Below are 12394 nucleotides of genomic sequence, written 5' to 3' on the forward strand. Positions count from 1 at the left end.
CACCAAGATATATTTTTGATTTATCTCAAGATTTGGATTCTTGTTTTAGTGTACGAATCATATTCTTAAGTTGACTCAGGGTTTTTCTGAACGGCAAAAAGTAGATCTTTAATATATTACGGAAGTCGGAATCTTCTTCTTCCTCTAAACCGAAGACTATATTTTCTGCTTCTCCTTTTTTCGGAATATAAAGACTTCCGAAAAGAATATCCCAAAAAGCAAAAGAAACTCCAATGTTCTTGTTTTGAAGATTAATATCCACACTGTGATGGATTTGGTGTTGAGCAGGGCTTAGTAGTATCCTGCTCAACCATCTCGGAAATCTAAGGCCTATATGAGAATGTCTTAAATTTGCATATAGATTGAATACGAAAATTCCGGCATTTACACCTAAGAAAGACAACATATTGATGCCATTCGGAAATAAAAAAACAGCAATCCCTGTTACGATCCCTGAACAAAAAGCCCCTAATGAATTCACCAAGATTGCTTCTACTGGATGTACTCTATACACCGTGAGAGGGTTCAATACTTTCGCAGAATGATGTAACTTATGAAACTCCCAAAGAAATGTTTTATGAAGAAGCCAGTGAGCGAAAAATCTACCGAAATCGTTAGCCAGCCAAAATAAGATCGAATAGATGAAAATGAAGGAGGTTTGTGAAGAGAAGGAAAAATTTGCCTCTCCGAATATTTTGAGCAGAGATCCGTTAATAAAAGCGGATACACTGGCACCTGATATAACGAAGTAACCAAAGAATAGAGCGAATAAGAATGTGTTTATTGCGTAATACTTATAATCTAATAGAGCAGATTCATGTAGCCAGATCTTCTTGGATAAATTTTCTCGCAGGTATTCCCGAGAACTAAATCCTTTTTCCTTCCATCCTCTCCATACAATCAGTAAAATTGTAATCAAAATCGAACTTAGAATATAAAACCAATATATCTTTACAGAAGGTAGGAATATAATCCTTATTGGACTAAGAAGAGAACGAAAAATTTCCGTAAAGTAAGCCTGCATAAAACTAAATTTGAATTCTCCGTATCGGAAAAGAGCGGGTCAAATCTAAATTTTCGAACGAAAAGCTGAGAAATCTCAGGAACTGGTGAACGCTCTCGGACTTATTAAAATTTTCGAATATTTAACTGCAAAAATCAAAAACGAGATTATCCAGAATATTGCGGAAAATAAGTAAGCTTCCCTGTATTTATTTAATAAGGGAAGAAATACCCTGGCGATAACCGCTAAGTTTATCAAAATATATGCGAAGATAATCGATTTAGAGGCTTTAATGGGTCTACCTGTATGCCCTAGAGAGACTCTTGTAATCATGCCATAGATGAATACTCCAATCCCTCCAACGGTAAAGATATGAAATGCGGAAGAAGTGGGAAAAAATCCTAAATGAGAAAGTCCATATGCTAAAAATCCAGTACATAACCAGAAATAACCTGAATGTAAGATCCAAAGGATAGCTACCTTTTTAGATTTCCACGGTTCCCAGAAAAGCCAGCGTGAATAGTTTAACATTCCGAAAGCAAGGCAATATAATCCTGCAAATGGAACGATTTGCGAAAACCAGAAGGCGCAAGCTTCTATGGCCAAGAAAAGAAATCCACCGTATCTTATCAAAATTTCTAATTTAAGGAATCGTTTTGGATTCGAACCCGGAATAGCTGCTGAAGAGAAGAAAGGCATAATCCTTCCACCGATCAAGATTACAAATTGAAGTATTATGAAAAGAGAAAGATGTATTAAATGTAGACTCCATCCTTCCGGCAAAATACTTAGAAATGAAAATGCAGTGAGTATATGCAGCAAAAACAAAAGAAAATAAGTTACCACAACTACTCGATTATGCTCCTGGCCTTTTGCAAATAAAGGAGGTGCAAGGTAGAAGAGAACAAGTAGATCACAATACAGATCCGCAGTAAGTGCAATATAGGAAAGATATGGATTTGATAAGAATCCGAATCTACCTAATAACCAAAGTCCGAATAGAAGTGCTAAATATCCTTCTTTTGCTAGAACTTTTTTCGTCCAATTCTGACCCGCAGTAAAAAGGAATCCAATAATTATTCCACGTCCAAAACCGAAGACCATCTCGTAAGAATGTATTTGAATTCCTCCCGTTAGAAATGGAGAAGGAATGATTGAAAATAGGATTAAGATCCAGATAAGAACTGCGAATATAGCATGAAATGAACTAAATAAAAAAAATGGACGAAAGGCAACGGACCAAATTGCAGAGCGAAAATCTAAAAATGATTTCATCCTTTCTATTATAAGAAAGAATCCTTATTTTGTCTTTGATCTGAATCAAAGAGCAGAGATCAATTTGTTATGCCGTCAATGCAGCCATTGTTAAAAGTACTCGGATAAAATATTTGAGTCTCGAATTCATAGTTAGAAAAAGTGATATTCGTAAATCTGGTACATTTTTTTAATACGGTCAGTCCTGGATTTCTTTGTGCACAGGTTTGGGTCGCACTCCAAACTCCTTGAAAAGTAGCGCATTCTGTCGTATTCATAGCTGTGCCTGCGTCATAATCGAAACAGCCATCGCTTTCGAAGAAAGAGCCTATATAGTTGCAGCTTCCTCCTCCAGTAACATGAGTATTTTTCGCTTGGATAGAAAATGATACCGAGGAATTATTCGAAACTAGGATTTGGTAATTTCCAATTGTTTTCGGATTATTAACAGAATCTTTGGAACTAATATCACTCCCTGAGGTGACCGAAGTCATGTCCATTAAGTCTGATCCGTTCGTGTCGGGTGGATAAAGAGCAACTTTATTAAGAGAATTCCCTGAGCTAACAAGTTTAATGCCTATTATAAAATCCTTATACGTAGGACTTACATTCAATTTGAAAAGTTTTTCATCTGTTGAAGAAGTAATCGTAGAAGTAAGTGCAGCGCCATTCATCGTTAATGTAGAAGCGGTTGCATGGGTGATTACACTTTCTAATGGCTTCGACTTAGCCATAATTTGATTATTTACCAAAAGAGAAAAATTATATTTTCCATATGGCCAAGAAGAGGAATTGAAGTAGCTAGTAAAAGTTCCGACATCTTGTATTATCCATTGAGTATTGAGCGTATCTTTAATGGATTGGCAATAATCCATACAATTTACTGAATCTGTGAGGTAGGATGTGAGGGCTCCTGACCAAATTCCAGTACCTACTTGTGAGATCTTATAATTAACTGTAATCAAATCCCCTGGTTTGTAATTTTCAGGCTCTATGGAAAGAATTTGGATTTTAGGAGCTTCTTCTGGAAGTTCGATTTGTCCAGATGAAGAAAAGCTAGTTAATCCTGCGATCGTAGCAAGTTGTTCTAATTGAGGATTGCCAGAAGATTGGAAACAGGAGGTAAATATTACAAAAGGGATAGAAAATACAAATCTGCTCCTAAAACACATTAACCGAAATTCCGACATCTTTGCCATCTATGAATATAGATTTTCATATAGGTTTTCGGACAACAAAATTATTCATTTACACCGGAATCATTCAAGACAAACGATTTGATCCAATGCATAATTTGTAATACTTTTTATTATGAATCTGAATAAAGTGATAATTCGCTTAGTGATAGGCGGCTATATTTTTGTGAATGTTTTTATGCAGATAGATTTCTTTGCAGGAAGAAATATCTGGGCGAAATATTATAAGATAGAGAACAACCAGGTTACGGAACAAAATTACGAGAATGAAGTTAGTGAGATCGAAGCAGGAAAAAAAGCATATTATGCAAAAACATTCTTTTTGCTGATCTTATTAATTTTACTCGCGTTCAATGTAAAATTTCCACTCGGATTCGGTATTTCCTTTTTCTCTTATGCAATCTTAATGCTATTATTCTTCGGAATCAATCGACCGACTACGATCTATTTTCTGGCTTCTGCCCTTACCTTAATTACTTATTTTATCCCTTCTAAACAGGTTAAGGAATCTTAACTATGAATTTTGTTTTTAAGAAGGCCGTTGACCTGATGACTTGAATGATTCCGGTATTTTTTTGTTGATAAAGTCATTTCCTATTCCAAGATCATTTTCTCGGATTAGAGTGGAATTGGAATCGAATAATCTCTCTCCTCATAAAGGGATACTCTATTTATGGAATAGTAGAGTGATCTTTGCCACTAGTGTTATGCAAACTGATTTTCACGAGCATTATGCTGCTACTTTGGCGATCTCGCTCGAAGAAAATATCTGCATAGAGACAGAAGCAGGAAAAGGAGAATATCGTGTAGCACTAGTCGCCCCAAATACTTATCACAGGACCATCTCCCCTGGAGTAAAAATGGTTTCCTTACTGATAGATCCGGAAACCTACGAATACGGAGCTATTTCCGAATACGCTGGAGTTGGTGTAGTCAAACGTCTGGAAATTTCTTCATTCCTTCCTTTAATGGGAAGATTATGGGATCTATATTACGGAAATTTAACGGACTCGGAAGCTTGGGATCTGCATCTAGACTTACTACAGTGTGTGTATCCTTTTAAAAAACTCGGAAAGAATATAGATGAACGAATCGTTCAAATTGCGCGTAAGATCAGAACTGAAATACCTGACAGCATTCGAATGAAAGAGATCGGAAAGGATTTTTCGATCTCTGAAGATAGATTGATCCGTTTGTTTAAAGAGAATCTAGGCATTCCTCTTAGAAGGTACCTTTTATGGGTCAGGATCATGAATACTGCAAAACTTTTGAAAGAAGGAACAAGCTTAACGGAAGCAGCGCATGCCGCAGGTTTCTCAGATTCCGCCCATTTTACTAGAACCTTTAAGGAGAATTTTGGGTTTGTACCTTCTTTATTTTTCGGGCATCTAAAATCGATTGAGGTTCGGTTCTGCGAATCAGGCGATCTGATCTAATCAAAAATATTTACCAATACCGGAATCATTCAAGCAGAATGTCTTATTCTCTGTTACTCTTCTATTATCCGAGTTTAGAGAAACAATATGCCAATAGAAAGACAGAGAGGATTTTTATCCAAACTCTCCTCCAAAATTTCCAGATACAATTCCACATCGATACATACGCCTAATCAAGAGGAAAAGGCAGGGTTTTTGAAAGCGCAAAGATTAGCATATCAATGTGTTACAGAGATAGAAAAAGAAATGCAAGAAGGTTGGACAGAGTTCCAAACAGCAAAACGTATGAATACATTCCTGAGAGATCATGGAGTTAAAGTATTTTTACATCGTCCTTTTGCTTGGTTCGGAGAGCATGCGAGATTTGACGGTTATAAAAGATTCACTCAATTCCATCCGAGTAAAAAGAGAAGATTACAAGCAAACGAATCCTTTATCTTAGATGTTTCTCCCGTGGTGGATGGATATATCGGTGACATCGGGTATTCATCTTCTTTAACTAGAAATTCTGAATTAGATAACGGAATGAGATATCTATTAAAGCTTAGATCTGAACTTCCAAAACTATTTTCTTCTTCTATGAGTTCTTCCGAGATCTGGCATAAGATAGATCAGGATTCCAAAAGACATGGATTCGATAATGTACACTCTTTGTATCCTTTTGCGGTGCTCGGGCATAGAGTATATAAAGTGCATTTACCTAATATTTCCTTTCCCCTATTGCCAGTTAGTTTTGCAAGCTGGTTCAGCTTACAAGGATCTTTGGAGTTTCTAAGTCATAAGGTGCTCCCTGAACTTTTGACTCCAGATCATGAAGGGGAAAAAACAGGTCTTTGGGCAATAGAACCTCATTTGGGAAGAGGTAAAACAGGTTTTAAATTTGAAGAGATCCTGGTAGTTGAAAAAGACAAAGCATATTGGTTGGATGAAGAAGTCCCTCATATGAAAAAATATGGGAAATTATTGGAAGCAGTATGAAATTAAATCAAATAATTATAATATTTATCATTCTTATATTAACAGGAGCTTGTAATCCTTCTGGGATTAAAATAGGAGAACCATATAAATTAGGAGAAGTCCCTTCTTCAATTTCAGAAGTTCAGGACAAACAGGATCCTTTCTTAAGTGGACTCAAAGTGGAAATGAAAGACCTTCCTGGTCATGACGATTTGCTTTTCGATCGTGCCAAAGGATTTGGCTACGCATCAGGAATGGACGGTTGGGTCTGGAGATTGGATCTAAAGACTGATAAGGCAGAACAATGGATAAAACCCCCGGTAAATCCAGCAGGCATGCAATATTCAGATAAAGCTAAGTCTAAAATTTTAGTATGTGCATCTATACTTGGAGGCGAAACCTACGAAGAAAAAAATAGGGTAGGTCTTTACGAAATAGATATCGAGACTAAAAAGATAGATCCGATCATTTTAGATCTTCCTAAATTAGAAAAAGAGGAATTCGAAAAAGTGTATTCTAATGCAGATATGCCTACCTTTTCTCTTCAAAATTTGAATCTTTCTAATTCGAGGTCATTTTCTTTATGCAATGACTTGGCTGTATCGGATGATGGAAATCGGATCTATATCACAGAACCCTTCGAAAGATCAGATGCCGCTATGGGAAGCGGTGCCGTTCCAGAAGCTATAGGTCTTTATCCTCACGGAAAACTTTGGATGCTGGACAGAAGTAAAAATACAATCTCACTTGTTTTAACCGGATTTACTTTTGTGGACGGTATCTTGATTGAAAATTCTGAGAAAGGAAAAGAAGAGTCCGTGGTATTTACCGAAACAAGTAAGTTTAGGATTATCAGAGCTTTTCTTTCCGGAAAAAAACAAGGAAGCTCAGAAGTATTATTCGAAAATCTGCCGGGCCTTGCTGATGGCTTAGAAAGAGATACAGAAGGAAGGATTTGGGCTGGGATTATCAAAAAAAGATCAGGGCTTGTTAACTTTATTCATAAAAACCCTTGGCTGAAACAATTGATACTATCCTTACCCCAAAAGATTTTGCCTATATCTCATAATACTGGGATACTTGTGATCGATCCGAGTGGAAAAAAACCTCTCTATTATTCTATGCATGATGGATCTAAGGTTAATGATATTTCCGTTTCGGTTCCTTTTGAAGACAGAGTATATTTTCCTTCCTTCGACAAAACTTCGAGAGGATTGTATTCTTTGCCTATATCTTCCTTGAAAATTAAGGAATTCTAATGAACTTCTACGGCGAGTAAAGTGACGTCGTCTTGGAATCCTCTCGGGCCTACAAAAATTTGTAGTTCCGAGATTAGATCTTCTGCCACTTCCTGAATGCCTGTATTTCTACTTAAAATGGATAATACCCGGTTCTCGCCGAATTCTTTCTTCTCCTGATCGAATTCCTCGAAAATTCCATCTGAAAAGAAAAAGATCCGATTTCCAGGAAGAAGAGGCACAGTCACATTTTTATAAGTGGCTTCTTTTTTCAGACCTATAATTGGTCCTCTAGAATACAGATAATCCGCGCCTTCTTGTTTTTGTTTTAAAACTTGAGGAGGATGTCCTGCTGAAGAATAATACAGAACATTATTATTCAGATCGATATCAGCAAGAACAGCAGAGAATATAATATTGATACTTCTATATTTTTGGCAACAAGCCGCATTTAATAATTCTAAGATGCGAGAAGGTTGGTCTTTAACAAACTTAATACTCTCAAATTCCGCCTTAATGGTCATTGTAAGAAGGGCTGCTTGTACTCCGTGACCGGTAGCATCCACTAAGAATAATCGGAAATAACCAGGTTCTAATTCGAAAATATCATAATAATCTCCGCCAATCTCTGACATAGGGAGATAGTAAGGATGAATGGAAACTTTCTTACCATTTAAGTTAAGAGTAGGTAGAGTCTTTTGCTGTAATTTTTTAGCGAGAGAAAGATCTCCTTTTAAAAGTTTCAAAGACTCATTTAGATTTTCTGTTCTTTCTACTACAATTTGTTCCAGATTTACATTCAGTTTTTTAAGCTCTTCTCCTAAATCTTCTGCGAGCACAAATCCTTTAGAGAATCGTGAAGCAAGTAATATACATTGAGAAAGAACTAGTGCCAAAACTCCGTATGGAACCATATAGAAAGAGTCTATAAACTTATTTAGATATAGAACATCATTTGCAACGGTGATCAGATTTACTACCAGACTGAAAAAGCAAATTCTGGCTCCTTCTACCTTCTTTATGGACATGTAAGCTAATCTGAAAAATAAATAGGTCAAAACTCCCAACATCAGGATTTCTAAAGAATTGATGAAGAAGGACATGGTGAATAATTTTGTTGGAAGGAATGCGGCAGAAAATACTAAAAGAAGACTTAAATAAAATATAATATTGAATAATTTATCCTTTTTGAATTGTTCCTTGAAGATAGATTGTACGTATAGAATTGTACCTGGCAAAAGTAGGAATAGGAATAGAATTTCTCCTCTTACTGAAAATTCATAATTTTTGAAAATTGAGAATACATTATAAAAGATCCTTTCTCCATAAAAAGAAACTCTAAGTGCAATACACAGACAGAGCAGAGCAAAGAATAATGCAGAAGGATCCCTTCTTCTCATTAAATAAAACGTAAAATGGTATAGCGACATCACAAACAAGGTCCCGAATGTGATTGAATCTAACATAGTAGCTCTTAGAGAAACCTGTTGGATATCAGATGTGTTGCCTAGTTGGATTGGATTCCAGATCCCTGAGCCATTCGAATATTTAAAATTCGAAACATGTATCACAATTTCCAATTCAGGTTTGTCGGAGATAAAACTAAAAACCCCCGGTTTATACCCTGGAGAATATTCAGATTCTTCTTTCCCTACATTTCCACCTTTGGAGATTTCTTTTCCATTTACGAATAAAGTGTAAGAAGAGCTGATAGAGGATATCTTGAGACTGAGTTGTGTATTTGCTTCAGGCAATAATACTTTTGCCCTATAGCTTGCGAAGCCATGGCTTGGGTATTTTTGAGTGACGTTACGTCCTTTGTCCCATTTTGCCGGGACCTTTATATAAGTAACTGAGGAAGGTTGTTCTTTAGGTTTGGGATTAGGAAGAAGTTCATTCCAATAAAATTCCCATTCTCCGTCTAGACTAATATTGCCGTCTGTCTGGAAATTCCATTGCCTGAGGTCCAGGACACCCTTACTGACTTTGGGGCTTTCCTTTCCTGGTTGGCAGCCTAAAAGAAAGAAGAATAGTATAGATCCTAAGAACAAATGCGGTATTCTATTCTTGCCCAAAATCCGGATCTTCCTGATAAGAAATTTCAATAGGCTTATGCTCCGTGCAGATTTCTGATAGCTAAAAATAATTAGATCGGTTTTTTTTTAGGGAGAGAAAGACGGGTTAAACATCTCGTTTTTTCGTCGAATGCCTGATGCGGTCCAGTATTTTAATTATAGAAGATAGGGAAGAAGAATATATCTGGATCCGAACTCTATTAGGAGGCATCGAATCCTTTACTCCTAGCTGTACAAGAGCCTTGGACTTTCAGGATGCCTTGAATAGGACCAAGACAGAATTTTTTGACGTTATACTATTTCAATATAGTTCTCAAAATAGTTTAGAACTTTTGGAGAAGTCCCAGATCCTTCCCTCCTTAATTGTAATTGCAGAAAATCAGGAAAGCAGAGAAGTCCTTAAAAATTCTAAGATCCATTTTGCAGATCTTTTGCTTAAAGAAAATGTGAATTCTGATCTTTTGGACCGTTCTATTCGGCTTGTATTACAAACTAAGTCAACAGTAGAAAATCTAAATCTTCTTAAGATAGGTATCGAGAGATCTAAAGATATTTTTTTGATCACGGAAGCTTCTCCTATCGATGAACCTGGACCAAAGATAGTATATGTAAATAGCGCATTTGAGAGACTGACAGGTTATAAAAGAGAAGAAGTATTAGGAAAAACTCCTAGAATTCTGCAAGGCCCTAAAACAGATAGGGCGACGTTGGATCGGATCCGGAAGGCGGTCACAGAAGCCAAACCTTGTTTCGAAGAAGTTATTAATTACGATAAAGACGGAAGAGAATATTGGATTGAAATGGATATCTTTCCAATCGTAAACGATCATGGTATCGTTACTCACTTGATGGGGATCGAGAGAGACATTACAGAAAGACGAAATACCGAAGAAAGAATTAGACATTCCCAAAAAATGGAAGCAGTAGGCCAACTCGCAGGAGGAATGGCGCATGACTTTAATAATTTATTAAATGTAATATTAGCAAATCTAGATCTTCTTGAAATGAAGTTGAAAGATTCTGATGATCTAATGAAAAGAGTTCGTTCTGCGCAAGACGCAATTCAAAGAGGAGTCGAGGTCAACAAAAGGCTTCTTGCTTTTTCTAGAAAGCAGGCCTTGAATCCTGAGTCATGCGACGTAAATCGGGTATTAAAGGACTTTATCCCTATTTTGGATCGGATCAAGACTGAAAAAATTGAAATTGAGTATGAGATCTCCGACGAGATATCGATTTGCGACATTGAAAAGACAGGACTCGAAAATGCGGTTCTGAATCTTGCATTGAATGCAAGAGATGCAATGCCTGAAGGTGGTAAAATATTTATTTCTACCGGATTTGTGCATAATGGAGATACAAAGGGGCCTAAAATTTTCGGTTTGGAAGCAAAGGATTATTTTTTAGTCACCGTTACTGATACTGGGACTGGGATGGACGATATAACGAAGGCTCGTATATTTGATCCGTTTTTTTCCACAAAGGGTGGAGGGAAAGGAACCGGTTTGGGATTGACCATGGTTTATGGTTTTGTAAAACAATCGAACGGTTTTTTAAAAGTTATCACTGCACCGGAATATGGCTCCAGTTTTCTAATTTTCTTGCCGGTGCATAATCAGGATAAAAATGAACAAGCTCTCCCTACCAAAAAGAAAACTTTGGTTATGGAAGAAAATCGAGAAACTGCTGAGTTGGCCTGTGTATACTTAAGGGAATTGGGTTACGAACCTCATGTGAGTTCGGATATGAAACGATTGGCAAAATTTTTCTCAGGCGATCCAGAGATCTCATTCGTTTTGTTGGACCTCCAACTTGTGGATTCTAAGGGTATAGATCTAAAAAAAGAACTGGAAAGATTTGGTTCCGGAAAAATAATCGCTACTTCCTCGGGGCGGGGTGAAAGTTTAGAACTTCCTAATACTGTTCCGTTGGTCCGAAAACCATATACCAAGACCTCATTGAAAGAAGCGGTTCGTAGTATCGGAGAAATTCTTCCATGACCGATTCAAGAAATTCTAAAAAACTTCTGATCCTGGACGATGAAGAAGAGATCGCAAAGATCTTAGGAGAGATCGCAGTTGATTGCGGTTTTGAGGTTTCATTATCGCATACTGCTCCCGATTTTCTAGATAAAGTGGATCCAAGTTTCGATTGTGTGATCCTGGATCTTATGATCCCGGGTATGGATGGAGTTGATGTCATCCGATTCTTGTCTGAGAAGGATGTTCATCCTGACGTGATATTGATCTCAGGCGCGGACAGAAGGACACTTCATAGCGCGGAAACATTGGCTGGAGAATACGGACTGCACATTGCTGCTGTTATGGAAAAGCCGATTCGAGTTTCTGATATTAGAAATACGTTATCTGCAATAGCTGAAAAAGAATCGGATATTTCTTCTCGTACCAAATCTGGTGGGCAAGGAAAATCAGGCCCTACATTCGAAAAGGAAGAAGTTCTGGATGCAGTTCGCGCTGATCAATTTGTATTATTTTATCAACCTAAATTCGATCTAAAGACAGGAAGGGTAGAAGGTTTTGAGGCCTTAGTGAGATGGAACCATCCTAAACTAGGATTGGTATTTCCCGATTCTTTTCTACCTTTGATGGAAAAAGAAACCGCTATCTTGAATCTAATGACTGAGAAAATTATAGATATAGCATTAGATGAGACAAGAATCTGGCATACGAACGGACGAAAGCTCCGTGTGGCGGTTAATGTATCTCCTGTAACTTTGACAGAACTGGACTTTCCAGAAAGGATCCTTGCGAAAATTAAGAACAAGGGTATCCCGCAAAGCCAATTCCAAATGGAGATCACCGAGACTGGCTTTTTAGAGAACATTCGTTTTACTCAGGATATTTTAACCAGGCTTAGGATACGTGGGATTGGATTATCTATTGATGATTTTGGTACGGGCTATTCTTCATTGAAGCAATTACATCGGTTTCCTTTTACAGAAATGAAAATAGATAAGTCCTTTGTTATGGATTCCCCAAGGGACAGAGAATCTTTGTTTATTTGCCAGGCATCTGTTGATCTAGGGCATAAGTTAGGAATGACTGTTGTAGCAGAAGGAATAGAGACCGCCGAAGTAGAAAGATTAATGAAGGAAGCAGGTTGTGATGTGGGCCAGGGATATTATTATTCTAAGCCTGTTCATCCCGAAAAAATCCCAGAAATTCTTTCCAAATTCGGTTAACAATAAAACCCTAGGCAGCATGTCCTCGAGTAAAAA

The 12394-nt window shown here is 37.2% G+C and carries 10 protein-coding genes; 6 read left to right on the top strand and 4 right to left on the bottom strand.

Annotated features, from left to right (window positions below):
- Window positions 1-25: 25 nt before the first annotated feature.
- The 3 genes from B1C82_RS15630 to B1C82_RS15640 form a co-directional block, all read right to left on the bottom strand.
- Window positions 26-1024 (bottom strand): sterol desaturase family protein, encoded by a 999-nt coding sequence (locus tag B1C82_RS15630; RefSeq protein WP_086448417.1) that lies wholly within the window; start codon window positions 1022-1024, stop codon window positions 26-28.
- Between the two features lie 75 nt (window positions 1025-1099).
- On the bottom strand, window positions 1100-2278 hold the full coding sequence (locus B1C82_RS15635; RefSeq protein WP_086448418.1) for an NnrS family protein: 1179 nt from the start codon (window positions 2276-2278) through the stop codon (window positions 1100-1102).
- A 59-nt stretch (window positions 2279-2337) separates the two neighbouring features.
- Entirely contained in the window at window positions 2338-3429 is a 1092-nt protein-coding gene (locus B1C82_RS15640) for a hypothetical protein (RefSeq protein WP_086448419.1), read from the bottom strand.
- A 139-nt stretch (window positions 3430-3568) separates the two neighbouring features.
- On the opposite strand from B1C82_RS15640, the gene B1C82_RS15645 reads away from it, so the two are divergent.
- The 4 genes from B1C82_RS15645 to B1C82_RS15660 all read left to right on the top strand — a co-directional run bounded on the left by B1C82_RS15645 (window position 3569) and on the right by B1C82_RS15660 (window position 7105).
- Window positions 3569-3967: a hypothetical protein gene (locus tag B1C82_RS15645; protein ID WP_086448420.1), complete on the top strand. Its 399-nt coding sequence runs from the start codon at window positions 3569-3571 to the stop codon at window positions 3965-3967.
- Window positions 3968-4142: 175 nt separating this feature from the next.
- Window positions 4143-4889: a helix-turn-helix transcriptional regulator gene (locus B1C82_RS15650; protein WP_086448635.1), complete on the top strand. Its 747-nt coding sequence runs from the start codon at window positions 4143-4145 to the stop codon at window positions 4887-4889.
- 87 nt (window positions 4890-4976) lie between these two features.
- Complete coding sequence (locus B1C82_RS15655) at window positions 4977-5867, top strand: M24 family metallopeptidase (protein ID WP_086448421.1); 891 nt, start codon at window positions 4977-4979, stop codon at window positions 5865-5867.
- Window positions 5864-7105, top strand: coding sequence for an SMP-30/gluconolactonase/LRE family protein (locus B1C82_RS15660; protein ID WP_086448422.1), 1242 nt, complete (start codon window positions 5864-5866; stop codon window positions 7103-7105). The genes B1C82_RS15655 and B1C82_RS15660 overlap by 4 nt, the downstream gene beginning before the upstream one ends.
- On the opposite strand, the gene B1C82_RS15665 is transcribed toward B1C82_RS15660, so the two are convergent.
- Entirely contained in the window at window positions 7102-9189 is a 2088-nt protein-coding gene (locus B1C82_RS15665) for a PP2C family protein-serine/threonine phosphatase (protein WP_234008408.1), read from the bottom strand. The two genes, B1C82_RS15660 and B1C82_RS15665, sit on opposite strands and share 4 nt — an antisense overlap.
- Before the next feature lie 107 nt (window positions 9190-9296).
- Between B1C82_RS15665 and B1C82_RS15670 the strand changes: the two genes are divergently transcribed.
- Window positions 9297-11156 (top strand): PAS domain S-box protein, encoded by a 1860-nt coding sequence (locus B1C82_RS15670; protein ID WP_086448423.1) that lies wholly within the window; start codon window positions 9297-9299, stop codon window positions 11154-11156.
- Window positions 11153-12358, top strand: a complete 1206-nt coding sequence (locus B1C82_RS15675; RefSeq protein ID WP_086448424.1) for an EAL domain-containing response regulator — start codon at window positions 11153-11155, stop codon at window positions 12356-12358. The genes B1C82_RS15670 and B1C82_RS15675 overlap by 4 nt, the downstream gene beginning before the upstream one ends.
- Window positions 12359-12394 lie beyond the last annotated feature (36 nt).

It is taken from the genome of Leptospira venezuelensis, from assembly GCF_002150035.1.
Lineage (GTDB): Bacteria > Spirochaetota > Leptospiria > Leptospirales > Leptospiraceae > Leptospira_B > Leptospira_B venezuelensis.

Bases quoted from the DNA above. Each gene is read 5' to 3' on its own strand.
- B1C82_RS15630 (WP_086448417.1), bottom strand. From the start codon at position 1,024: ATGCAGGCTTACTTTACGGAAATTTTTCGTTCTCTTCTTAGTCCAATA.
- B1C82_RS15635 (WP_086448418.1), bottom strand. From the start codon at position 2,278: ATGAAATCATTTTTAGATTTTCGCTCTGCAATTTGGTCCGTTGCCTTT.
- B1C82_RS15640 (WP_086448419.1), bottom strand. From the start codon at position 3,429: ATGTGTTTTAGGAGCAGATTTGTATTTTCTATCCCTTTTGTAATATTT.
- B1C82_RS15645 (WP_086448420.1), top strand. From the start codon at position 3,569: ATGAATCTGAATAAAGTGATAATTCGCTTAGTGATAGGCGGCTATATT.
- B1C82_RS15655 (WP_086448421.1), top strand. From the start codon at position 4,977: ATGCCAATAGAAAGACAGAGAGGATTTTTATCCAAACTCTCCTCCAAA.
- B1C82_RS15660 (WP_086448422.1), top strand. From the start codon at position 5,864: ATGAAATTAAATCAAATAATTATAATATTTATCATTCTTATATTAACA.
- B1C82_RS15670 (WP_086448423.1), top strand. From the start codon at position 9,297: ATGCGGTCCAGTATTTTAATTATAGAAGATAGGGAAGAAGAATATATC.
- B1C82_RS15675 (WP_086448424.1), top strand. From the start codon at position 11,153: ATGACCGATTCAAGAAATTCTAAAAAACTTCTGATCCTGGACGATGAA.